Below are 23,257 nucleotides of genomic sequence, written 5' to 3' on the forward strand. Positions count from 1 at the left end.
CCGTGCCCGCCACCGCGGCGCCGAGACCCTCCGGCCGGGCGGGCGGTACGGACCGGCGCGAGGCCAGGGTGAGGGCGAGCCGGGCCGTGACGGCGGCGGTGACCGTGCCCAGGGCGCCGTCCGCCCAGCCGCGGCCGTACAGTTCGAAGAGCGCCGCGACCTGGGCCAGCAGGACGAACAGCAGGGTGATCACGCCGAACGGGCCGATGTCCGACTGCTTCATGATCCGCAGGGCGTCCTCGGCGGGCCTGGCGCTGCCGAGCCCGTCGGCGGTGTCCGCGAGCCCGTCCAGATGGAGCCCGCGGGTCAGTGCGGCGGGGAGCGCGGCGGAGGCGACCGCCGACAGCAGGGGACCCGCCCCTGCCAGGAGGAGCAGCACCCCGGGGAGGGCGGCGAGCAGCCCCACGGCGAGTCCGGCGACCGGGGCGCACAGCATGCCTGCGCGGGCGGCGCCGCGGTCCCAGCGGGAGACGTGCACGGGGAGCGCGGTCAGGGTGCCGAAGGCGAAGCGCAGCCCGTGGCTGTTCAGGGAGGTCACCGCGCGCACGCTAGCCGGTGCGCCGGGGCGCCGAATTGGGCAGAGTGGCCCATAAGCCGCATACGCGGTCTCTCGGGTGGAGGTGGCATGGGTCACTGGTTCCAGCAGAACATCGTCGAGCCGGGCAAGCTCCCCCTGCTGCTCGCCCTCAGCGCCTTCGTGCTGACCTTCGCGATCACCCGGATGATCACCCGGATGATCCGGGCGGGGAAGGGGCCGTTCCGCAACGTCACGCCCGGCGGTGTGCACGTCCACCACGTCGTGCCCGGCGTCGTGCTGTCGGTGGTCGGCGGCTTCGGCGCGGTGGCGAGCGGTCAGCACGGTGTCGCCGCGGGGATCCTCGCGGTGGTCTTCGGAGTGGGGGCCGGCCTGGTCCTCGACGAGTTCGCGCTGATCCTCCACCTCGACGACGTCTACTGGACGGAGGAGGGCCGCCAGAGCGTCGAGGTCGTCGTCCTCACGGCCTCGCTCGTCCTGCTCGTACTGGCGGGCTTCTCACCCCTCGGCGTGGACGAGCTGACCGGGCGGGAGCAGCAGAACAGACTGGACGTCACCCTGACGTACGTCCTCAACTTCGGCCTGGTCCTGATCGCGCTGTTCAAGGGCAAGGCCCGGATGGCGGTCCTCGGCACCCTCGTCCCGTTCGTCGCGCTGATCGGAGCGGTCCGGCTGGCCCGCCCCACCTCGCTCTGGGCGAGGCGCTTCTACCGGCGGCGCCACCGGGCCCGCGCGAGGGCCGTGCTGAGGGCCTATCACCACGATGTGCGCTGGGTCGGCCCCCGGCGCCGCTTCGAGGACCTGATCGGCGGGGCCCCGGACAGGGCCCCGCTGCCGCCCGGCCCCGAACGCGGGCCCTGAGCCGCTCAGGCAGTCGTCTCCGCGGGCTCCGCCCCCTCGGCCCCCTCGGCCTCCTCGGCCTCAGGGGGCTCGGCCTGCTCCTGCGCACGCTCCGGCAGCTCCGCCGCCAGCGCCGCCGCGGCCTGGACGAGCGGCAGGGCCAGCAGGGCGCCGCTTCCCTCGCCCACCGTCACCCCGTGGTCCAGCAGCGGCGTCAGTGCCATCCGGTCCAGCGCCTTCAGCTGCGCGGGCTCCCCGCTGAGCTGCCCCGCCAGCCACCAGTCCGGCGCCCGGAACGCCGCACGCTGGGCCACCAGCGCGCAGGCAGCCGAGACCACGCCGTCCAGCACCACGGGCATCCGGCGCACCGCGCTCTGCAGCAGGAACCCGGTCATCGCCGCCAGGTCCGCACCGCCCACCGCGGCCAGCAGCTCCAGCTGGTCGCCGAGGACGGGCCGGGCCCGCCGCAGCGCGTCCCGGACCGCCGCGCACTTGCGCATCCACGCCAGATCGTCGATGCCCGCGCCGCCGCGCCCGGTCACCACCGAGGCGTCCGTGCCGCACAGGGCCGCGATCAGGGTCGAGGCCGCCGTCGTGCCGCCGACGCTCAGGTCGCCCAGCACCACCAGATCCGTGCCCGAGTCGGCCTCCTCGTCGGCGATGCGCATCCCGAGCCGCACCGCCTGCTCGGCCTCCTCGGCCGTCAGCGCGTCCTCGACGTCGATCCGGCCGCTGCCGCGCCGCACCCGGTGGCGTACGACCGCTTCCGGCAGCAGCTCCGGGTCGCAGTCCAGACCGGCGTCCACGACCCGTACGGGGACGGAGAAACGCCGGGCCAGCACGGCGACCGGGCTCGCGCCGTCCAGCACCCCCCGGACGAGCTCGTACGCCGTTCCGGCGGCCCGGCCGGAGACCTCCAGCTCCGCCACCCCGTGGTCGCCGGCGAAGAGCACCACGCGTGGCCGTTCGACCGCCTTGACCGGGACCGCCTGCTGGGCGGCCGACAGCCATTCACCCAGCTCGTCGAGCCGGCCGAGCGCGCCGCCGGGAACGGCGAGCCGCTCCCGGCGTTCCTCGGCATCGCGCCGCACGCCCCCGTCGGGGCGTTCGATCAGGTCGGAGAAGTCGTCCAGATTCACGGGGTTCTGCCTCGCGGGTCGGCGCTGGGTGGGCCGGAACCCGCCGGGGGGCTCCTCTGCGGAACAGTACCCGGCACCCACTCCCGCATCCCCGGCCCCGCACGTCCCCGCGGCTCAGCCCCGCAGCACCAGGGCCTGCCCCGCCACCACCAGCAGCACCTGCTCGCACTCGGCGGCGAACGCCGCGTTCAGACGGCCCAGTTCGTCGCGGAAGCGCCGCCCGGACGCCGTCGCCGGGACCACGCCCGAGCCCGTCTCGTTGGTCACCGCGACGACCGTACGACGCGTCCCGCGCACCGCGCGGACCAGCTCGAGGACCCGTTCACGCAGCTTCTCCTCCCCACCGTCCGCCCACCGGCCGTCGTCCCAGGCGTCGACCCGGTCCATCGCGTCCGTCAGCCACAGCGACAGGCAGTCGATCAGCAGCGGCGGGCCGTCCTGCTCCAGCAGCCCCGCCAGCTCGCAGGTCTCCTCGGTGCGCCACGCGGCGGGCCTGCGCTCCCGGTGCACCCCGATCCGGGCGTCCCACTCAGCGTCCCCCTCGCGGCGGCCGCCCGTCGCCACGTACACCACCTCGGGGAAGGTCTCCAGGCGCTGTTCGGCCTCCACCGACTTGCCCGACCGGGCTCCGCCCGTGACCAGCGTGCGCCGGGGCACCTCGGGCACGGCGTGGTAGGCGCCCACCGGCAGTGTCGTCCCGTCCGGCACGGCACGCGCACCGCCGGCGGCGAGCCGGCGGTCCAGCTCGGTGCCCGGCGGCGCGTCGTGGTCCAGATGGACGGCGATCACCTCGGTGGTGGGCCGGACGGCCCCGACGGCCCGCAGCCTGGCCACCGCGTCCGGCCGCCCGACGACATCCCCCACGACCATGTCGTACGGCTCCGCCACCGGATCGGCGAGACCCGCGGGGGAGGCCCCGGGCGGCAGATAGAGCAGGCGCTCGCCCTCCGGCGAGACCACCTCGTAACCGGTGCCCGGCGCGTCCATGGCCAGGGCCCGGATCCGGTGCCCGCTGATCAGGGTCAGTTCCTGGCCGTCCGGTACGCGCGACGCCGCCGGGAGCGAGGCGGGCAGCTCCATGGCGGGCCCGTCGTGAGGATGGGTCAGCAGCACCTGCCGGACGGCGGTGAGCGAGCGGCCCGCGCGGGCGGCGGCGAACACGGCGCCCGGGGTGAGGTCCAGGAGCAGCGCGTCGTCCACGAGCAGCGCGGTCGCCGCCCGGGCCTCCGTACCGCGGGCGGACGCACAGACGGCGCAGGGGCAGTCGGGCCTCGGCAGCCCGTCGGGGGCTCCGGTGCCGAGCAGTGTCAGTTCCACGCTCTGATCCTCCCGTGTCCGTGAACCACCTGCGCGCCCGGGACACCCACTAGTCTTCGGGGAGCAACGTGACCCAGGAGGCGGACATGGCGTGGACGTGGCGGTTCGAGAAGTCCGACGGTACGGAGACGGAGCCGGCCCTGCAGCCGGAGGAGTTCACGACTCAGGGCGACGCGGAGTCCTGGATCGGTGAGTTCTGGAAGGAGCTCCTCGAGGGCGGCGCGGACCAGGTGACGCTCTTCGAGGACGCGACGAAGATCTACGGCCCGATGAGCCTCCAGGCCGACTGAGGCCCCGCGCACCCGCCCGGACCCCTGCGTCCGGGCGGGCGGCGTGCGGCCGGGCGGTCCCGGACTCAGATCTCGCCCAGGGTGACCTCGGCGGTCTTCGACGCGCCACCCCGTGTGTACGTCACCCGGACCTTCTCGCCCGGCTTGTCGCCCGCGAGGGCCTCCGAGAGCGAGGTGATCGTCGTGACCCTGGTGTCGCCGACGCGGGTGACGATGTCCCCGGCACGCAGGCCCGCCTTCTCCGCGGCCCCGCCCTTCTTCGTGCTGACGATGGCGACCCCGGCCGGCTTGTAGGCGTCGTCGACGACGGTGCGGCCCGTGATGTCCAGCGCCGCCCGGCCCGAGTCCGTGACCTTCCCCGACTCGATGATCTGGTCGGCGACCGTGCGCACCATCGAGACGGGGATGGCGAACCCGATCCCGGGCGCCGCGCTGCCACCCAGCTGAGGGTCCGTCGCCGCGAGCGTCGGGATGCCGATCACCTCGCTGTCGAGGTTCACCAGGGCGCCGCCGCTGTTGCCGGGGTTGATCGCCGCCGAGGTCTGCACCATGTCGGCGAGCGTCGCCCCGGTGCCGCCGCCCGAGCGGCTCTCGCTGACGGTCCTGCCCACGGCCGAGACGATGCCCTGGGTGACGCTGCTGGACAGACCGAGAGGCGATCCCATCGCCAGGACGATCTGTCCCACCTCGACCTCGTCGGTGTCCCCGAATTCCGCGGCGCGCAGCCCGTCGGGGGCGTCGTCGAGCTTGATGACGGCCAGGTCCTGTTCCGGATAGGCGGAGACGAGGGAGGCCTTCAGCACCTTCTCGCCGGTGGCGACACTGACGTCGAAGGTCTTCTCGTCCCCCACCACGTGGGCGTTCGTCACGATGTGGCCCTTGTCGTCGTAGACGATCCCCGAGCCGAGGCCGTCCCCGGCGCCGACCTGCACGACGGAGGGCAGAACGTCCTTGATGACCGTCCGGTACCGGTTCTCCAGATCGCCCACGTCCTGGACAGGCGCGGCCTGCCGGGCCGGGGCGGCGGCCGGTGCGGGGCCGGTTCCGGAGCAGCCGCCTGCCAGCGCGATCGCGCAGGCGCCGGCGGCCAGGGGCGTGAGCGAGCGGCGTACCCGGCTGCGGGAAGGGGTTGCGTCCATTCCCGGAGTATCGCCAGGACCCGCGGCGGACGGCCTGTGCTGCTGGTCCGATCAGCCGTACGGCTCCGGCCGGTTCAGCCGCGTACACCGCACAGGTGCAGCAGCGCGGCCACGCCGCGGTACGGATCGGTCCGCCCCGCCCGGTCCTCGGCGGCGAAGACCCGGGCCAGCTCCTCGGGGCCGGGCAGTTCCGCCTCGTTGCCCACGTTGTCCGTGAAGACCCGTACGCCGTACCAGGCGTGCAGCGGGGCGGCGATTCCCGCGAGGGTGGCCCGCAGCACCTCGAGCCGGTCCGCCCGGACCTCGAGGCCGAGCCTGTTGGTGTACGCGTCCGTGTCGAAGGACGCGAGAGCCGTGGCGAAGTCCCCCGCCGTCCCCGGCCGCATCGCCAGCGCGTCGGCGTTCCGCACGAGCAGCGAGAGCAGCCCGCCGGGCGCCAGCATCCGGGCCAGTCCGGCCAGCAGCGGATCCGGCTCGGAGACATACATCAGCACGCCGTGACAGAGCACCACGTCGAAGCTGCCGGGCAGGAAGTGCACCCCGGTGTCACGGCCGTCGCCCTCGATGAGCCGCACCCGCTCCCGGATGCCCTCGGGCTCGCCCGCCAGGGACGCGCGCGCCGACGCCAGCATCTCGGCGTCGGACTCCAGCCCCGTCACCGAGTGCCCGGCCCGCGCCAGGCGCAGCGCCTGCGTGCCCTGGCCCATGCCGACGTCGAGCACCCGAAGCCGCTGGCCCACGGGGAAGCGGCCGGTTATCTGCTCGTCGAGCTGCCGGGCGACGAGCTCCTGGCGGACCGCGTTGCGCAGTCCGCCGAGCCCTTTCAGCCACCGGGTGGAAACCCCCGTGAAGCCGGAGGTCTCCGTGCTCAGGGCCGCTCTCCCCGCTTGACCTGCGGCTTGGGCAGACGCAGACGGCGCATCTGGAGCGTACGCATCAGGCCGTAGGCCACCGCGCCGCGCTTCGGGGTGTCCGGGAAGCGCTGGGCCAGCTGCTTCTTGAGACGGAACGCGAGGCCGACGGAGTCGACGACGATCAGCACGATCACACCGAGCCAGAGCAGCAGCGAGATGTTCTGGATGTTCTGCACCTGGATCACGCTGAGGATCAGGATGACCACTGCGAGCGGAAGGAAGTACTCCGCGATGCAGAAGCGCGAGTCCACGAAGTCACGGACGAAGCGCCGCACGGGCCCCTTGTCCCGCGCCGGCAGATAGCGCTCGTCGCCCGACGCCAGCGCCTCGCGCTGCCGGGCCATGTCCGAGCGGCGCGCTTCACGCTGACGCTTGGCGGCCTCCTTGCGATCGGTCGGCGTGCCGCTGGAGGCACGCCGGCGCTGCGTCTGGGCATCGCTGCGCTTGGGGGTGGGGCGACCTTTGGGAGCCTGAGGGTCGCGGGGCTGCTTGGAGAGGTCCGCCGTCACCTTGCCGGTGGGGGCCTTCTCTTCCTTGGAACGGCTACGGAACACAAAACCCAAGGGTACGGGGTCGTCCGGGAGTACCGGGGACCGGCCGGGAACGATCCGGCAACGGCCCGCGTCCTGAAAAGTGTCCCGACAGGGGCAGAACGGACGTTGCCGACGTGATCCCTGATCTTCGTCTACTCCCTGGGCGGGAGCGGTCACCGGCGGCAGTCGTCCTTGCGGAGGAGCACATCCGTGCTCGAACAGTGCGGTAATGGAGACAGGGCCCGTACTGTGGGTTCTGTTGGAGTGCTGGAGTTCAGTTGAGTCAGAAGGGGGCGCGCGAAGCCCATGAGCGGTGTCATGAAGCGTATGGGGATGATCTTCCGCGCGAAGGCAAACAAGGCCCTTGACCGGGCCGAGGATCCGCGCGAGACCCTCGATTACTCGTACCAGAAGCAGCTTGAGCTGCTCCAGAAGGTACGCCGCGGCGTCGCCGATGTGGCGACCTCGCGCAAGCGTCTGGAGCTGCAGCTGAACCAGCTGCAGGGGCAGTCGTCCAAGCTCGAGGACCAGGGGCGCAAGGCGCTCGCGCTCGGTCGTGAGGACCTGGCCCGCGAAGCGCTGTCGAGGCGCGCCGCCCTTCAGCAGCAGGTCACCGACCTGGAGACGCAGCACCAGACGCTGCAGGGCGAAGAGGAGAAGCTCACCCTCGCGGCCCAGCGGCTGCAGGCCAAGGTCGACGCCTTCCGTACGAAGAAGGAGACGATCAAGGCCACCTACACGGCGGCCCAGGCCCAGACCCGGATCGGTGAGGCCTTCTCCGGCATCTCCGAGGAGATGGGCGACGTCGGCCTGGCCATCCAGCGGGCCGAGGACAAGACCCAGCAGCTCCAGGCACGTGCGGGAGCCATCGACGAACTGCTGGCCTCCGGGGCCCTCGACGACCCGTCCGGCACGGCGAAGGACGACATCGCCGCCGAGCTGGACCGGATCTCCGGTGGTACGGATGTAGAACTGGAACTGCAGCGCATGAAGGCCGAGCTGGCCGGCGGATCCGCCGGCCAGCAGCAGGCCATCGAGGGCGGCGCCGAGGACTCGGCACCGCAGTCGCAGCAGTCTCCGCACAAGTTCGACAAGCAGTGAGGGCGGCGTCATGATCGTACGGATCATGGGGGAGGGCCAGGTCAGTCTGGCCGACAGTCATGTCGCCGAGCTGAACAAGCTCGACGACATACTCCTCGCGGAGATGGAGAGCGGTGACGGACCGGGGTTCCGCACCACGCTCCACGCCCTGCTGGACAAGGTGCGCGAGCTCGGCTCGCCGCTCCCCGACGACTCCCTGGAGCCGTCCGAACTGATCCTGCCGGCACCCGACGCCACCCTCGAAGAGGTGCGTTCCATGCTCCGCGACGACGGGCTGATCCCCGGCTGACCGGCACGCCCGCTCCGCACTCCCCGCCGTGCCCCGCCCCGGTCCGTCCGGCGCGGGGCACGGTGCCGTGACACGGTCCGTCCGGCGTGGGGCACGGCCCTTGTGACACGGTGCGGACACCGGACGGACCGGCCCGTCGACGGCACGCCGTACCGTTTCCGACGTGACCACGCTCGGAACCGGGCTCGCGCGCGCCCGCCGCTGGCTGCGCGGCCATCCCCTCGCCTTCGACGGCGGCCTCGCCCTCGCCGTGCTCGTCTGCATGGTCTGCGCGTCGTTCGCCGAGCCCGACCCCGGCCACGGACCCGTCTTCGGCGCGCGGGTGCCCGAGCCGGCGAGCGTGCTGCTGATGGTGCTCGGCGCCGGCGCACTCGTCCTGCGCAGGCGCAGGCCCATGGCGGTACTCGGGGTGACCGGGCTGCTGTCCGTCGTCGAGTTCGTCCTCATGGACCCGCCCGCCCCCGTGGTCATGAGCGCGGTCATCGCGCTCTTCACCGTCGCGGCCAGCACCGACCGTCCCACCACCTGGCGCGTCGGCCTGCTCACCATGGGCGCTCTGGCGATGGCCGCGATGGTCGTCGGCGCGACCCCCTGGTACAGCCAGGAGAACCTGGGCGTCCTGGCCTGGACCGGCCTGGCCGGTGCCGCCGGAGACGCGGTCCGCAGCAGGCGCGCGTTCATCGACGCGATCAGGGAACGGGCCGAACGCGCGGAGCGCACGCGCGACGAGGAGGCCCGGCGCAGGGTCGCCGAGGAGCGGCTGCGGATCGCCCGGGACCTGCACGACGTCGTCGCCCACCACATCGCCCTGGTCAACGTCCAGGCCGGGGTCGCGGCCCATGTCATGGACAAGCGCCCCGACCAGGCCAAGGAGGCGCTCGCCCACGTGCGGGAGGCCAGCCGCTCGGCCCTCAACGAACTGCGCACCACGGTCGGACTGCTGCGTCAGTCCGGGGACCCGGAGGCACCCACGGAGCCGGCCCCGGGGCTCGCGGTCCTCGACACCCTGGTCGGCACGTTCCGCAACGCGGGGCTCCCCGTGGAGGTGGCCTGCACCGACCTGGACAGCCCGCTGCCCGCGGCGGTGGACCTCGCGGCCTACCGGATCATCCAGGAGGCGCTGACCAATGTGCGCAAGCACGCGGGCACCGGAGCGAAGGCCGAGGTGAGCGTCGTACGGGTCGGGGGGACCGCCGAGGTCACCGTGCTCGACAACGGCAGGGGCGCGGGCCCCCTGCCCGCGCAGGCGGACGGGGGCAGGCACGGGCTCCTCGGCATGCGCGAGCGGGTCACGGCCCTCGGCGGCACCCTCACGGCGGGACCCCGTTACGGAGGCGGGTTCAGGGTCCATGCGATCCTGCCCGTCACGTCCCGCACACGGGTGCCGGAGCGGCCGGACCCGGCCGGGACGACGGGGACGACGACGGAGGAACGCGCGTGACGCCCATCAAGGTGCTGCTCGCCGACGACCAGGCGCTGCTGCGCAGCGCGTTCCGGGTGCTGGTCGACTCCGAGCCCGACATGGAGGTCGTCGGCGAGGCCGCCGACGGGGCACAGGCCGTGGAGCTGGCCCGTTCGACCCGCGCCGACGTCGTGCTGATGGACATCCGGATGCCGGGCACCGACGGGCTCGCCGCGACCCGGACGATCAGCGCGGACCCGGACCTCGCGGGGGTCCGGATCGTCATGCTCACCACCTTCGAGGTGGACGAGTACGTCGTGCAGTCCCTGCGCGCGGGGGCCTCCGGCTTCCTGGGCAAGGGTGCCGAACCGGATGAGCTGCTCAACGCCATCCGGGTCGCCGCGGCCGGTGAGGCGCTGCTCTCCCCGGTCGCCACCAAGGGACTCATCGCCACCTTCCTCGCCCAGGCCGGAAGCGGGGGCGCGGGGCCCGGCGGAGCCGAGTACTCGGAGCGGCTGGCCGCACTCACCGGGCGCGAGCGCGAGGTCCTCGTCAAGGTCGCGGGCGGGCACTCCAACGACCAGATCGCCGACCGTCTCGAGGTCAGCCCCCTCACCGTGAAGACCCACGTCAACCGGGCCATGGCGAAGCTGGGCGCGCGGGACCGGGCTCAATTGGTGGTCATTGCGTACGAATCGGGCCTGGTCCGCCCACGGGTGGAGTGACGGGTGGAGGCCCCTCTACTCCAGCTGCGGTATGCGCGGGACGAAAAGGCAACCCGGGGGCCGACGATTTCGCTCACGGAACCGGCGATCGTATGGATGGGCGGGCTGTGTCCCCTGTGATCGCCGGACCGGCGGTCGCCGAACAGCCGCCCACCTGCCGCGTACGCCACAGAAGAGAGACCCACCCATGTCCTGGCTGTCCAGATTCAGCCTCGCGCAGAGGGCGCTGATCGGGCTGATCTCGATCGTCGCGCTCGTATTCGGAGCGATTGCGATCCCGCAGCTCAAGCAGCAGCTGCTGCCCACCATCGAGCTCCCGATGGTGTCGGTGCTGGCCCCCTATCAGGGCGCGTCACCCGATGTGGTCGAGAAGCAGGTCGTCGAGCCCCTCGAGAACGCCATCAAGGCCGTCGACGGCGTCGAGGGCGTCACCTCGACCGCCAGCGAGGGCAACGCCGTCGTCATGGCGTCCTTCGACTTCGGCGACGAGGGCACGAAGCAGCTCGTCGCCGACATCCAGCAGGCGGTGAACCGCGCCCGCATCCAGCTGCCCGAGGATGTGGACCCGCAGGTCATCGCCGGTTCGACGGACGACATCCCGACCGTCGTCCTCGCCGTCACCTCCGACAAGGACCAGCAGGCGCTCGCCGACCAGCTGGACCGCACGGTCGTTCCGGCGCTCGAGGACATCGAGGGTGTCGGACAGGTCGCCGTCGACGGCGTCCAGGAGCTCCAGGTCTCCGTCGTCCCCGACGACAGGAAGCTCGCCGCGGCGGGCATGAGCGCCGCCTCGCTGGCCCAGGCCCTCCAGGCCGGTGGCGCCACGGTCCCGGCCGGCTCCTTCTCCGAGTCGGGCAAGAGCCGCACGATCCAGGTGGGCGGTTCCTTCACCTCGCTCCAGCAGATCGAGGACCTCAAGGTCTCCGCGGCGAAGCCGGCCACCGGCAAGTCCGGGAAGCCGGTCCGCGTCGGCGACATCGCCACGGTGAAGCAGGAGCCCTCCACCGCGGTCTCCATCACCCGCACCAACGGCAAGCCGAGCCTCGCCGTCATGGCGACGATGGACCAGGACGGCAGCGCCGTCGCCATCTCGGACGCCGTCCAGGACAAGCTCCCCGGCCTGCGCAAGGACCTCGGCGCCGACGCCGAGCTGACCGTCGTCTCCGACCAGGGGCCGGCCGTCTCCAAGGCGATCTCCGGCCTGACCACCGAAGGCGCACTCGGCCTGCTCTTCGCGGTCGTCGTGATCCTGGTGTTCCTCGCGTCGATCCGTTCGACGCTCGTCACCGCGGTCTCCATCCCGCTCTCCGTGGTTCTCGCGCTGATCGTGCTCTGGACCCGCGACCTGTCGCTCAACATGCTCACCCTCGGCGCGCTGACCATCGCGATCGGCCGCGTCGTCGACGACTCGATCGTCGTCCTGGAGAACATCAAGCGGCACCTCGGCTACGGCGAGGAGCGCCGGTCGGCGATCATCACCGCCGTCAAGGAGGTGGCCGGCGCGGTCACCTCCTCCACGCTCACCACGGTCGCGGTCTTCCTGCCCATCGGCCTGGTCGGCGGCATGGTCGGCCAGCTCTTCGGTTCGTTCTCCCTCACGGTCACGGCGGCCCTGCTGGCCTCCCTGCTGGTCTCGCTGACCGTGGTCCCGGTCCTCTCGTTCTGGTTCCTGCGGGCCCCCAAGGGCACCGCCGCCGACCCGGACGAGGCGCGCCGCGAGGCCGAGGAGAAGGAGGCCGCGAGCCGGCTCCAGCGGATCTACGTCCCGGTGCTGCGCTTCGCGACCCGTCGCCGTGCCACCAGCATCGTCCTCGCGTTCGTGATCCTGTTCGGCACGTTCGGCATGGCCCCCCTGCTGAAGACCAACTTCTTCGACCAGGGCGAGCAGGAAGTCCTCTCCGTCAAGCAGGAGCTGACCCCCGGCACGAGCCTGGCCGCCGCCGACGAGGCCGCGAAGAAGGTCGAGAAGGTCCTCGCCGCCGACAAGGGCGTGGGGGACTACCAGGTCACCGTCGGCTCGTCCGGCTTCATGGCTGCCTTCGGCGGCGGTACGGGCGCCAACCAGGCCTCCTACCAGGTCACCCTCAAGGACTCGGCGGACTACGACGCCACCCAGGACCGGATCGACGAGGCCCTCGGCAAGCTCGACGGCATCGGCGACACCACGATCGCCGCCGGCGACGGCTTCGGCAGCCAGGACCTCAGCGTCGTGGTCAAGGCCGCCGACGCGGACGTCCTGAAGAAGGCGTCCGAAGCGGTGCGGGGCGAGGTCGCGAAGCTCAAGGACGTCACCGACGTCCAGAGCGACCTGGCGCAGAGCGTCCCGCGCATCTCGGTCAAGGCCAACGACAAGGCGGCCGACGCCGGGTTCGACGAGACCACTCTCGGCGCCGCGGTCGCCGGCGCGGTGCGCGGCACCCCGGCCGGTTCGGCGATCATGGACGACACCGAGCGGGACGTCGTGGTGAAGTCGGCCCGGCCGGCCACCACCATGGCCGAGCTGAAGGCCCTCCGGCTCGGATCGGTGACGCTCGGCCGGATCGCGGACGTGAAGCTGGTCCCCGGCCCGGTCTCGATGACCCGGATCGACGGTCAGCGCGCGGCGACGATCACCGCCAAGCCGACCGGCGACAACACGGGAGCGGTCAGCACCTCGCTCCAGTCGAAGATCGACGCCCTGGACCTCCCGGACGGCGCCACCGCCACCATCGGTGGTGTCTCCGAGGACCAGAACGACGCCTTCATGAAGCTGGGCCTGGCCATGCTGGCGGCCATCGCGATCGTCTTCATGCTGCTGGTGGCCACCTTCAGGTCGCTCGTCCAGCCGCTGATCCTGCTGGTCTCCATCCCCTTCGCGGCGACCGGCGCCATCGGCCTCCTGGTCGTCACCGGCACCCCGATGGGCGTCCCGGCGATGATCGGGATGCTGATGCTGATCGGTATCGTGGTGACCAACGCGATCGTGCTGATCGACCTGATCAACCAGTACAGGGCTCAGGGCATGGGCGTCGTCGAAGCCGTGATCGAGGGCGGGCGCCACCGGCTCCGCCCGATCCTGATGACGGCACTGGCGACGATCTTCGCCCTGCTCCCGATGGCGCTCGGCGTCACCGGCGAGGGCGGGTTCATCTCACAGCCGCTGGCGGTCGTGGTGATCGGCGGTCTGATCACCTCCACGCTGCTGACCCTGCTCCTGGTGCCGACGCTCTACGCGATGGTCGAACTCCGCAAGGAGCGCCGCGCGAAGAAGAAGGCCGCCAAGCGTGAGGCGAAGTCCGGCGAGGCCACCCCGGAGACGGCGGAGGAAGCGGTCTCCGGCGAGCCGGAGCCCGCGAAGGCCTGACAAAAACCCCGCGGCAACACCCGGAAGGCCCCCGACACCGTGCACACGGTGTCGGGGGCCTTCCGGGTGCGGCAGGGCGGGAGGGCGAGCGCCTCCCGCACCGTCCTACGGCAGCGCCAGCATCCGCTCCAGCGCCAGCTTCGCGTACTTCTCCGTCTCGGGGTCGACCTGGATCCGGTTGACGAGGTTCCCCTCGGCCAGCGACTCCAGCGTCCACACCAGGTGCGGCAGGTCGATCCTGTTCATCGTCGAGCAGAAGCAGACCGTCTTGTCGAGGAAGACGATCTCCTTGTCCTCAGCGGCGAAACGGTTCGCCAGCCGGCGCACGAGGTTCAGCTCCGTGCCTATCGCCCACTTCGAGCCGGCCGGAGCCGCCTCCAGGGCCTTGATGATGTACTCCGTGGACCCCACGTGGTCCGCGGCGGCCACGACCTCGTGCTTGCACTCCGGGTGCACCAGCACGTTGACGCCCGGGATCCGTGCCCGTACGTCCTCGACGGACTCCACCGAGAAGCGCCCGTGCACCGAGCAGTGCCCGCGCCACAGGATCATCTTCGCGTCGCGCAGCTCCTCGGCCGTGAGGCCGCCGTTCGGCTTGTGCGGGTTGTAGAGGACGCAGTCCTCCAGGGCCATCCCCATGTCCCGCACGGCCGTGTTCCGGCCCAGGTGCTGGTCCGGGAGGAAGAGGACCTTGGTCGCCGAGGGCCCACCCTGCTCGAAGGCCCACTCCAGCGCCCGCTTCGCGTTGGACGAGGTGCAGATCGTGCCGCCGTGCCGGCCGGTGAAGGCCTTGATGTCGGCGGAGGAGTTCATGTAGGAGACCGGCACGACCTGGTCGGCGACCCCCGCCTCCGTCAGCACGTCCCAGCACTCGGCGACCTGCTCGGCGGTGGCCATGTCGGCCATCGAGCAGCCGGCGGCCAGGTCAGGCAGGACGACCTTCTGGTCGTCACCGGTCAGGATGTCCGCCGACTCCGCCATGAAGTGCACGCCGCAGAAGACGATGTATTCGGCCTCGGGCCGCGCCGCCGCGTCCCGGGCGAGCTTGAACGAGTCGCCCGTGACGTCCGCGAACTGGATGACCTCGTCGCGCTGGTAGTGGTGGCCGAGCACGAAGACCTGGTCCCCGAGCTTCTCCTTGGCCGCGCGGGCCCGCTCCACCAGGTCCGGGTCGGACGGGGAGGGCAGGTCACCGGGGCATTCGACCCCGCGCTCGCTCCGCGGGTCGGCCTCGCGGCCGAGGAGCAGAAGGGCGAGGGGGGTCGGCTGGACATCCAGGGGCTGGGCGGTGGTCACGACACGCACCCTTTCTTTTCTGCGAAACGCCTTTTCGTCTAATTGACATTATCTATCATAACCGCTTCGTGTCAGCTTGACGATGCCGATAGCGTCGATGTGACGCATCCCCCCACGGGGACGGTGTGCGAGCATGAAGGGAACAGACACGCGCCTGGCCCGGAATGAATCCGCGGCCCCGATGGTTGGACCGTCGGCAAGCAGTCCGTACAACCCGGGAGAGAAGCAGATGTCCGTATCGGACGAGACCACCACCGTGAGCGACGGCATCCTCCTGTCCGACGCCGCCGCAGACAAGGTCAGGACCCTGCTCGAGCAGGAGGGCCGGGACGACCTCGCGCTGCGCGTCGCCGTACAGCCCGGAGGCTGCTCGGGCCTGCGCTACCAGCTCTTCTTCGACGAGCGCTCGCTCGACGGGGACGTCGTGAAGGACTTCGGCGGCGTCAAGGTCGTCACCGACCGGATGAGCGCCCCGTACCTGGGCGGCGCCTCCGTGGACTTCGTGGACACGATCGAGAAGCAGGGCTTCACGATCGACAACCCGAACGCCACGGGCTCCTGCGCCTGCGGTGACTCCTTCAGCTGAGCCTGAGACGTACGACGGCGGCGGCGCTCCCGGTCATCGGGAGCGCCGCCGCCGTCATGTGCGCGGCCCGTCAGGCGCGCGGCACGGCCTCGCCCGACCCCGCGTCGACCACCTTCCGGCCGTCCAGCGGGGCATCGAGCGTCACCGTGCGGGTCAGCTCCTTGGCGATCATGATGCAGGCCTTCCCGGGGTCCGGCTTCGACTCGGACACCGTGACCCGTACCGTCGTGCCGTCCTCCGTGGCGCGGGCCGTGTAGGTGCTGCAGACGCCGCCCCAGAAGGTCACCTCCAGCGTCCGTCCGTCCGCGGCGTACGAGGTGATCCCCGTCCCCGGGCCGTCCGGGTCCTCCGTGGGCGCCGGCGAGGGCGGGGTGCTCCCGCGCGTCAGGTACTCCGGGTCCACCGCGACCTGGGCGACCGTGCTCCCGGGGCCGCCCCCTCCGGGCCGCACGGAGAAGAGCCAGGACGGTACGAGGACCTGCTCACCGTCCGCGTACCGTGCCGCGAGTCCGAACTCGGCCTTCTCGACCGTCGCGGTGGTGGCCGGCGGAGTCCCGCCCGACGCACCGCAGTCGGGCTCCGGTGCGAGGTCGTCCTCCAGCGGCACGGAGGTCGCGCAGCCGCCTACACCGCCCTTGGGGACCTGCCGGCTCTCCGCGTTCAGCTGCTTCAGCGCCTCGTCGGCGCCGGTCACCGGATAGCTGTCGCCCTTCTCCAGGCCCTTCAGGTGCCCGCTGCCGCCGACGATCTCGCCCCCGGCACCGACCTGGATCCCGGTCGACCAGCCGTACGTCGGGAGCCCGTCCACGACGGGGTCCGCGTTCACCACGCGTACGGAGCCCATCAGCTGTTCCGCGTCGAGCGCAGCGCCGTCCTGCCCGGCGGCCTTCAGGACGGGGGCGGCCGCGGCCTTCGCCGCCTTCTCGCTCACCGGCGACCCCGTGCCCGGCGGCGTGTCCTTCGCGCAGACCGTGGGCGACTCGCAGGCGTCCGTGCCGCCGGATGCGAACCGGGCGAACGTCCAGGTGCCCGGCGCCTGCTTGTTCACGCGCAGGTACGGTCCGGACCCGTCGCCCTCGCTGCCCACCTTCCAGGCCGTGCCGTCCGCGCGCGGGCTGCCCTGCACCCCGAGGGCCTTCGCGAGCCGTGCCACCTGGGCCGCGGTCACCGTGCCCGTCGCACGGTGCACGGCGGCCTCGTCCGGGCCGTCGGGAAGCTCTCCCGAGGCGCGGTAGACCGTTCCGCCGCCGTAGGGGTCCGGTTCACCCGGCGCGATGCCCGGCGGGGGCGCCGTAGGGCCGCTGTCCGCCGGCGCGTCGAGGGAGAGCAGAGGAAGCGAGGCGCTCCCGGGGTCGGGGCGGAGGCCGGGGTCCGCCCCGCCCGGGGTGTGCGAGGCCCAGTACGCGCCGCCGCCACCGGCCAGCAGCACCGCTGCCGCCACCGAGGCCACGACGAGGGGCGGCCGCCGCCGCCGGGTGCCGGTCACGTCGCTTTCGGGTCGCTCGGTGCTCACCGGATCGCTCCTTCGCCTGCATAGCCGCCACTGGCCTGTCGCCAGCCCCCCGAGTGGGGACGACGGTGTGACGGAGCAGAGGGGCGTGCGGTTCCCCCCGCGCGGTGCGCGGGAGCCGTCCGGTCCGGCCGGTCAGTCCCCGTAGTCGGACATGGAGTCGATCAGGCGGGCCGAGGACGGCGGCACCGTGACCCCGTGGATGCGGGCGGGCTCGACCGGCTTCACGGCGGCCTTCTCGGGTACGACCCAGTGCGGCGCCATGCGCGCGCAGTCGCCGCGCAGCTCGGCCAGGCTCATCTCGGACTCGCGGGGCACGATGGTGTTCGACATATCCGCACCGTAGGCACAGGGGCACTCAGGTAGAAAGCCCTACTATCGGGTAGTTTTGCCCATTCGGGCGCGGTGGCGTCACCGGGTAGCGTGAACTGTCATGCCGTCCCGGAGGGGCGCTCACGCGCTCCCTTCGCCTTCCGCAGGAGCAGCCTCCCCGTGCGCATCGCAGTCACCGGCTCCATCGCCACAGACCACCTCATGACCTTCCCCGGCCGATTCGCCGACCAGCTGGTCGCGGATCAGCTGCACACGGTCTCGCTCTCGTTCCTGGTCGACAACCTCGACGTGCGCCGGGGAGGGGTCGGCGCCAACATCGCGTTCGGCATGGGCGTGCTCGGCACACAGCCGATCCTCGTCGGTGCCGTCGGGCCCGATTTCGACGACTACCGTGCCTGGCTCGACCGGCACGGCGTCGACACCGGATCGGTCCGGGTCTCCGAGGTCCTGCACACGGCGCGCTTCGTCTGCACGACGGACGCCGACCACAACCAGATCGGCTCCTTCTACACGGGGGCCATGAGCGAGGCCCGGCTGATCGAGCTCAAGAGCGTCGCCGACCGCGTCGGCGGGCTCGACCTCGTCTCGATCGGTGCCGACGACCCCGAGGCGATGCTCCGCCACACGGAGGAGTGCCGCTCCCGTGGCATCCCGTTCGCCGCGGACTTCTCCCAGCAGATCGCCAGGATGGACGGCGAGGAGATCCGGATCCTCCTCGACGGCGCGACGTACCTCTTCTCCAACGAGTACGAGAAGGGGCTCATCGAGTCCAAGACCGGCTGGAGCGACGAGGAGATCCTGTCCAAGGTCGGCCACCGTGTCACCACCCTCGGCGCCCGGGGCGTCCGCATCGAGCGGACCGGCCACGACCCGATCGAGGTCGGCTGCGCGGAGGAGGAGCGCAGGGCCGACCCGACCGGCGTCGGCGACGCCTTCCGGGCCGGTTTCCTCTCCGGCCTCGCCTGGGGAGTGAGCCTGGAGCGCGCCGCCCAGGTCGGCTGCATGCTCGCCACCCTGGTCATCGAGACGATCGGCACCCAGGAGTACACCCTGCGCCGCAGCTCCTTCATGGACCGCTTCACCAAGGCGTACGGGGACGAGGCGGCCTCCGAGGTCAGGAAGCACCTCTCCTAGGAGAGGGAGGCAGCCGCGACGGGTACGGGCTCACACGAGCCGGCGGACCACATAGGCCGAGCCGAGGTCCGCCGGCCCCTCGCCCACGTACTCCTGTTCGCGCATCGCGCACCAGGCCGGAATGTCGAGCCGGGCGGCCTCGTCGTCGGAGAGCACGGTCACCGTGGAGCCCACGGGTACCCCTTCGATCACCTTTGCGAGTTCGATGACCGGGATCGGACAGCGCCTGCCGAGCGTGTCGACGACGAGCGACGCCCGCGCCGCGGGGGAGGGCGCCGCCGGAACGGGCGCGCCGAGCCTCTCCCGCACCCCGGCCACCAGGCCCGGCAGCACACCGAGGAAGCCGTCGACCTCCTCCCGCGTCGTCCCGGCGGGGAGCGACAGGCGCACGTTCCCCTCCGTGAGCACTCCCATCGCCTTGAGCACATGGCTGGGCGTCAGGGTGCTGCTCGTGCAGGACGAGCCGGACGACACGGAGAAACCGGCCCGGTCCAGCTCATGGAGCAGGGTCTCTCCGTCGACATAGAGACAGGAGAAGGTCACCAGGTGCGGAAGCCGCCGTACCGGATCACCGACCACCTCCACATCCGGCACCAGCGTCCCCACCGCGGCCCGGATGCGGTCCACCAGGGCGCGCAGCCGCGCGGCCTCCGCCTCGGCCTCCGCACGCACCGCGCGCAGCGAGGCGGCGGCGGCCACGATCGCCGGGATGTTCTCGAAGCCGGCGGCCCGGCCCGACTCCCGCTCGTCGGCCGGACCTCGGGGGGCGAACCGGACCCCCTTGCGGACGGCGAGGAGGCCGACCCCGGCGGGCCCGCCCCACTTGTGGGCGCTCGCGGCCAGCAGCGACCAGCGGCCGGGGACCGGCCCCCAGCCGAGCGACTGCGCGGCGTCCACCAGCAGTGGCACCCCGGCCTCGGCACAGATCTCGGCGGTCTCCGCCACCGGCTGCACGGTCCCCACCTCGTGGTTGGCGGACTGCAGGCAGGCCAGCGCGGTGTCCGGGCGAAGGGCCCGGCCGTACGCCGACGGGTCCACCGCGCCCCTCCGGTCCACCGGCACCTCGGTGAAGGACCCGCCCTCCGCCTCGAGGGCGGCGGCCGCGTGGAGCACCGAGGAGTGCTCCACGGCGGAGAGAGCCAGATGGCGGCCGACACGCCGACGCCCGGAAAGGGCTCCGGCCACCGCAGCGTGCACCGCCCGTGTGCCGGACGGGGTGAAGACGAGCTCGTCCGGCCGGCAGCCGACCGCCTCCGCAGCGGTCTCCCTGGCCGCGTCGAGCAGCAGCGCGGCCCTCCGCCCTTCGCGGTAGAGGCGGGCGGGGTCGGCCCAGCCCTCGTCCAGGGAGGCAAGCAGCGCCTGGCGGGCGACGGGGTGCAGGGGGGCGGAGGAAGCCGCATCGAAGTAGGGCACACCGTCACGCTAGCCCGCGGGGTGCGCGACCGGCCGGCCGGTCGCCGTCACCGCGGGGAGAGGGGGCGTCAGATGACGGCCGGAAGCTCGCATTCCATCCCTTCGGGGTGTCGTGCGGCGCGTTGGGCACCCTCCCCGCGCGACCCCAAATAGCGTCCAGTAGGGTTTGGTCCGCATAAACATCCAAACCCCTGCCCGCGTCAGGGCCGGCGACCGACCAAGTGAGACGGCCGCGCCGACCGTGCGGGCGAGACTCTCGGGAAGGCGCTACGTGAGTCCCAACGGCTCCGACCGCTCGTCGCGGCGCCCGATGCGGCGGAAGCTGCCGCAGGTGCTGACTGCGGCCCTGGTCCTGGCGACGGCCTCCGGTTGTTCGTACAACTGGGAGGATTTCCCTCGCCTCGGCATGCCCACACCGGTAACGGAAGAGGCCCCTCGGATCCTCTCCCTCTGGCAGGGCTCGTGGGCGGCAGCGCTCGCCACGGGCGTCCTTGTCTGGGGGCTGATCATCTGGAGCGTCATCTTCCACCGGCGAAGCAGGACCAAGGTGGAGGTACCTCAGCAGACCAGGTACAACATGCCCATCGAGGCTTTGTACACAGTGGTCCCCCTCATCATCGTCTCGGTGTTCTTCTACTTCACCGCGCGCGATGAATCGAAGCTCCTCGAGCTCAGCCCGAAGCCCGCCCACACCATCAACGTGGTCGGCTACCAGTGGAGCTGGGGCTTCAACTACATCGAGAAGGTGGAGGGCCAGCCCTCCGCCGGCAACGAGGTCCCCAAGGAGCTCGACGCCATCCCCGACAAGTTCCGCGAGGACTTCCCCAAGGGCGCCGGCGGCGTCTACGACGTGGGCATCCCCGGGACGCGCAACCCGCAGAACGGCAACCCGGGTCCGACCCTGTGGCTGCCGAAGGGCGAGAAGGTCCGCTTCGTACTGACTTCGCGCGACGTCATCCACTCCTTCTGGGTGGTGCCGTTCCTCATGAAGCAGGACGTCATTCCGGGCCACACCAACTCCTTCGAGGTCACGCCGAAGAAGGAGGGCACCTACATGGGTAAGTGCGCCGAGCTCTGCGGCGTCGACCACTCCCGGATGCTCTTCAACGTCAAGATCGTCTCTCCCGAGCGTTACCAGCAGCACCTCAAGGAGCTGGCGGAGAAGGGTCAGACGGGCTACGTGCCGGCAGGCATCGAGCAGACGGACCCGGCCAGGAATGCGGAGACGAACAAACTGTGAGCATCCTCAACGAATCCCAGGGTGCCGCGGCAGCAGACGACTCGTTCGAGGACGAGCTGCCGGTGCGGCGCAAGCAGCCGGGAACTGTCGTCGTCAAGTGGCTGACCACCACTGACCACAAGACGATCGGCACGATGTACCTGGTCACATCGTTCGCGTTCTTCTGCATCGGTGGCCTCCTGGCGCTCTTCATGCGCGCCGAGCTGGCCCGTCCGGGCACGCAGATAATGTCGAACGAACAGTTCAACCAGGCGTTCACGATGCACGGCACGATCATGCTGCTGATGTTCGCGACGCCGCTGTTCGCGGGGTTCGCCAACTGGATCATGCCGCTGCAGATCGGCGCGCCCGACGTGGCGTTCCCGCGGCTGAACATGTTCGCGTACTGGCTGTACCTCTTCGGCTCGATCATCGCGGTGGCCGGCTTCCTCACCCCGCAGGGTGCGGCCGACTTCGGCTGGTTCGCCTACTCCCCGCTGTCGGACGCGGTCCGCTCGCCGGGCGTCGGCGCCGACATGTGGATCATGGGTCTGGCCTTCTCCGGCTTCGGCACGATCCTCGGGTCGGTCAACTTCATCACCACGATCATCTGCATGCGCGCCCCCGGCATGACGATGTTCCGCATGCCGATCTTCACCTGGAACGTCCTGCTGACCGGTGTCCTGGTCCTGCTCGCCTTCCCGGTGCTGGCCGCCGCGCTCTTCGCACTCGAGGCCGACCGCCAATTCGGTGCACATGTATTCGATGCGGCCAATGGCGGCGCATTGCTCTGGCAGCACCTCTTCTGGTTCTTCGGCCATCCAGAGGTGTACATCATCGCGCTACCGTTCTTCGGAATCATTTCCGAGATCATTCCGGTGTTCAGCCGCAAGCCGATGTTCGGCTACATCGGCCTCATCGCCGCGACGATTTCCATCGCGGGCCTTTCGGTGACGGTATGGGCGCACCACATGTACGTCACCGGCGGTGTGCTGCTGCCGTTCTTCTCCTTCATGACCTTCCTCATCGCGGTGCCCACCGGTGTGAAGTTCTTCAACTGGATCGGCACGATGTGGAAGGGGTCGCTGTCCTTCGAGACGCCGATGCTCTGGTCCGTCGGCTTCCTGATCACCTTCGCCTTCGGTGGTCTGACCGGCGTGATCCTGGCCTCGCCGCCGCTGGACTTCCACGTCTCCGACTCGTACTTCGTCGTCGCGCACTTCCACTACGTCGTCTTCGGGACCGTGGTCTTCGCGATGTTCGCCGGATTCCACTTCTGGTGGCCGAAGTTCACCGGCAAGATGCTGGACGAGCGGCTCGGGAAGATGACCTTCTGGACGCTGTTCATCGGCTTCCACGGCACCTTCCTCGTGCAGCACTGGCTCGGCGCGGAGGGCATGCCCCGTCGTTACGCGGACTACCTCGCCGCCGACGGGTTCACCGCTCTCAACACGATCTCGACGATCTCCTCGTTCGTGCTCGGACTGTCGATGCTTCCGTTCCTGTACAACGTCTGGAAGACCGCCAAGTACGGCAAGAAGATCGAGGTCGACGACCCCTGGGGCTACGGCCGTTCACTCGAATGGGCGACGTCCTGCCCGCCCCCGCGTCACAACTTCCTCAGCCTGCCGCGGATTCGTTCCGAATCCCCGGCGTTCGACCTGCACCACCCGGAGATCGCGGCGCTCGAGCAGCTGGATCACCTGTCCGAGGGTGAGAAGGTCCTCGTGGGCGGCAAGGAGGACGGCAAGTGAAGATCCAGGGCAAGCTCTTCCTCTGGCTGAGCGTCTTCATGCTGGCCATGGCCGTCACGTACGGCGTCTGGTCCAAGGAGCCGGTCGGCACCACCGCGCTGGTCCTGGCCTTCGGTCTGACCATCATGATCGGCTTCTACCTGGCCTTCACGGCCAACAGGGTCGACGCGATGGCCCAGGACAACAAGGAGGCCGACGTCGCGGACGAAGCCGGTGAGGTGGGCTTCTTCTCCCCGCACAGCTGGCAGCCGCTCTCGCTGGCCATCGGTGGCGCCTTCCTCTTCATGTCGGTCGTCTTCGGCTGGTGGCTGGCCTACTTCTCGGCACCGCTGCTCCTGATCGGCCTCTTCGGCTGGGTCTTCGAGTACTACCGGGGCGAGAACCGCACCCAGTAGGACACGCCCGCACAGCACGTGCAGCACCCGTACGGGGGCCCGGAACGCTC

The 23,257-nt window shown here is 71.1% G+C and carries 22 protein-coding genes; 12 read left to right on the forward strand and 10 right to left on the reverse strand.

Annotated features, from left to right (window positions below):
* Nucleotides 1-538: adenosylcobinamide-GDP ribazoletransferase (locus B9S57_RS02880; protein ID WP_103513952.1), on the reverse strand; the 538-nt coding region annotated here is incomplete at its 3' end.
* A gap of 87 nt (nt 539-625) precedes the next feature.
* Here B9S57_RS02880 and B9S57_RS02885 point away from each other — a divergent pair.
* Nucleotides 626-1,396 carry a hypothetical protein gene (locus B9S57_RS02885; protein WP_103513953.1) on the forward strand — a complete coding sequence of 257 codons (771 nt, stop codon included), beginning with the start codon at nt 626-628 and terminating at the stop codon, nt 1,394-1,396.
* Between the two features lie 5 nt (nt 1,397-1,401).
* Here B9S57_RS02885 and cobT read toward each other — a convergent pair whose 3' ends face one another.
* The gene (gene cobT, locus B9S57_RS02890) at nt 1,402-2,514 is read right to left on the reverse strand and encodes a nicotinate-nucleotide--dimethylbenzimidazole phosphoribosyltransferase (protein ID WP_103513954.1); all 1,113 of its coding nucleotides are present in this window, start codon (nt 2,512-2,514) and stop codon (nt 1,402-1,404) included.
* Nucleotides 2,515-2,628: 114 nt separating this feature from the next.
* On the reverse strand, nt 2,629-3,831 hold the full coding sequence (locus B9S57_RS02895; protein ID WP_103513955.1) for a bifunctional adenosylcobinamide kinase/adenosylcobinamide-phosphate guanylyltransferase: 1,203 nt from the start codon (nt 3,829-3,831) through the stop codon (nt 2,629-2,631).
* An 86-nt stretch (nt 3,832-3,917) separates the two neighbouring features.
* Between B9S57_RS02895 and B9S57_RS02900 the strand changes: the two genes are divergently transcribed.
* Nucleotides 3,918-4,121 carry a hypothetical protein gene (locus tag B9S57_RS02900; protein ID WP_099176312.1) on the forward strand — a complete coding sequence of 68 codons (204 nt, stop codon included), beginning with the start codon at nt 3,918-3,920 and terminating at the stop codon, nt 4,119-4,121.
* A 65-nt stretch (nt 4,122-4,186) separates the two neighbouring features.
* Here B9S57_RS02900 and B9S57_RS02905 read toward each other — a convergent pair whose 3' ends face one another.
* The 3 genes from B9S57_RS02905 to B9S57_RS02915 all read right to left on the reverse strand — a co-directional run bounded on the left by B9S57_RS02905 (nt 4,187) and on the right by B9S57_RS02915 (nt 6,728).
* Nucleotides 4,187-5,260, reverse strand: coding sequence for a S1C family serine protease (locus B9S57_RS02905; RefSeq protein ID WP_103513956.1), 1,074 nt, complete (start codon nt 5,258-5,260; stop codon nt 4,187-4,189).
* A 74-nt stretch (nt 5,261-5,334) separates the two neighbouring features.
* Nucleotides 5,335-6,069 carry a methyltransferase domain-containing protein gene (locus B9S57_RS02910; protein WP_308457376.1) on the reverse strand — a complete coding sequence of 245 codons (735 nt, stop codon included), beginning with the start codon at nt 6,067-6,069 and terminating at the stop codon, nt 5,335-5,337.
* A gap of 59 nt (nt 6,070-6,128) precedes the next feature.
* Complete coding sequence (locus tag B9S57_RS02915; RefSeq protein WP_103513958.1) at nt 6,129-6,728, reverse strand: DUF3043 domain-containing protein; 600 nt, start codon at nt 6,726-6,728, stop codon at nt 6,129-6,131.
* 297 nt (nt 6,729-7,025) lie between these two features.
* Between B9S57_RS02915 and B9S57_RS02920 the strand changes: the two genes are divergently transcribed.
* The 5 genes from B9S57_RS02920 to B9S57_RS02940 all read left to right on the forward strand — a co-directional run bounded on the left by B9S57_RS02920 (nt 7,026) and on the right by B9S57_RS02940 (nt 13,567).
* A complete protein-coding gene (locus B9S57_RS02920; RefSeq protein WP_103513982.1) occupies nt 7,026-7,808 on the forward strand; it encodes a PspA/IM30 family protein in 783 nt (260 codons plus the stop codon).
* Between the two features lie 10 nt (nt 7,809-7,818).
* The gene (locus tag B9S57_RS02925; RefSeq protein ID WP_103513959.1) at nt 7,819-8,097 is read left to right on the forward strand and encodes a hypothetical protein; all 279 of its coding nucleotides are present in this window, start codon (nt 7,819-7,821) and stop codon (nt 8,095-8,097) included.
* A 163-nt stretch (nt 8,098-8,260) separates the two neighbouring features.
* Nucleotides 8,261-9,538 carry a histidine kinase gene (locus B9S57_RS02930; protein ID WP_103513960.1) on the forward strand — a complete coding sequence of 426 codons (1,278 nt, stop codon included), beginning with the start codon at nt 8,261-8,263 and terminating at the stop codon, nt 9,536-9,538.
* Nucleotides 9,535-10,224, forward strand: a complete 690-nt coding sequence (locus B9S57_RS02935) for a response regulator transcription factor (RefSeq protein ID WP_103513961.1) — start codon at nt 9,535-9,537, stop codon at nt 10,222-10,224. Before B9S57_RS02930 ends, B9S57_RS02935 begins: the two co-directional genes overlap by 4 nt.
* A 187-nt stretch (nt 10,225-10,411) precedes the next feature.
* The gene (locus B9S57_RS02940) at nt 10,412-13,567 is read left to right on the forward strand and encodes an efflux RND transporter permease subunit (protein WP_103513962.1); all 3,156 of its coding nucleotides are present in this window, start codon (nt 10,412-10,414) and stop codon (nt 13,565-13,567) included.
* A 105-nt stretch (nt 13,568-13,672) separates the two neighbouring features.
* On the opposite strand, the gene nadA is transcribed toward B9S57_RS02940, so the two are convergent.
* Nucleotides 13,673-14,863, reverse strand: coding sequence for a quinolinate synthase NadA (nadA, locus tag B9S57_RS02945; RefSeq protein ID WP_103513983.1), 1,191 nt, complete (start codon nt 14,861-14,863; stop codon nt 13,673-13,675).
* A 229-nt stretch (nt 14,864-15,092) separates the two neighbouring features.
* Between nadA and B9S57_RS02950 the strand changes: the two genes are divergently transcribed.
* Nucleotides 15,093-15,449 (forward strand): iron-sulfur cluster assembly accessory protein, encoded by a 357-nt coding sequence (locus B9S57_RS02950; RefSeq protein ID WP_056784314.1) that lies wholly within the window; start codon nt 15,093-15,095, stop codon nt 15,447-15,449.
* A 70-nt stretch (nt 15,450-15,519) separates the two neighbouring features.
* On the opposite strand, the gene B9S57_RS02955 is transcribed toward B9S57_RS02950, so the two are convergent.
* Nucleotides 15,520-16,962, reverse strand: coding sequence for a hypothetical protein (locus tag B9S57_RS02955; protein WP_103513963.1), 1,443 nt, complete (start codon nt 16,960-16,962; stop codon nt 15,520-15,522).
* Between the two features lie 132 nt (nt 16,963-17,094).
* Nucleotides 17,095-17,292: a hypothetical protein gene (locus tag B9S57_RS02960; protein WP_103513964.1), complete on the reverse strand. Its 198-nt coding sequence runs from the start codon at nt 17,290-17,292 to the stop codon at nt 17,095-17,097.
* 159 nt (nt 17,293-17,451) lie between these two features.
* On the opposite strand from B9S57_RS02960, the gene B9S57_RS02965 reads away from it, so the two are divergent.
* Complete coding sequence (locus tag B9S57_RS02965; RefSeq protein ID WP_103513965.1) at nt 17,452-18,426, forward strand: carbohydrate kinase family protein; 975 nt, start codon at nt 17,452-17,454, stop codon at nt 18,424-18,426.
* Between the two features lie 30 nt (nt 18,427-18,456).
* Here B9S57_RS02965 and B9S57_RS02970 read toward each other — a convergent pair whose 3' ends face one another.
* On the reverse strand, nt 18,457-19,839 hold the full coding sequence (locus B9S57_RS02970) for a cysteine desulfurase/sulfurtransferase TusA family protein (RefSeq protein ID WP_103513966.1): 1,383 nt from the start codon (nt 19,837-19,839) through the stop codon (nt 18,457-18,459).
* Nucleotides 19,840-20,110: 271 nt separating this feature from the next.
* Between B9S57_RS02970 and coxB the strand changes: the two genes are divergently transcribed.
* From coxB to B9S57_RS02985, 3 genes are read left to right on the forward strand one after another with little or no spacing between them, the layout of a single operon-like run.
* Complete coding sequence (gene coxB, locus B9S57_RS02975; protein ID WP_103513967.1) at nt 20,111-21,079, forward strand: cytochrome c oxidase subunit II; 969 nt, start codon at nt 20,111-20,113, stop codon at nt 21,077-21,079.
* Entirely contained in the window at nt 21,076-22,812 is a 1,737-nt protein-coding gene (gene ctaD, locus B9S57_RS02980; RefSeq protein WP_103513968.1) for a cytochrome c oxidase subunit I, read from the forward strand. The genes coxB and ctaD overlap by 4 nt, the downstream gene beginning before the upstream one ends.
* Nucleotides 22,809-23,207, forward strand: coding sequence for a cytochrome c oxidase subunit 4 (locus B9S57_RS02985; RefSeq protein ID WP_103513969.1), 399 nt, complete (start codon nt 22,809-22,811; stop codon nt 23,205-23,207). Before ctaD ends, B9S57_RS02985 begins: the two co-directional genes overlap by 4 nt.
* Nucleotides 23,208-23,257: the final 50 nt, after the last annotated feature.

It is taken from the genome of Streptomyces sp. SM10 (assembly GCF_002910915.1).
GTDB lineage: Bacteria > Actinomycetota > Actinomycetes > Streptomycetales > Streptomycetaceae > Streptomyces.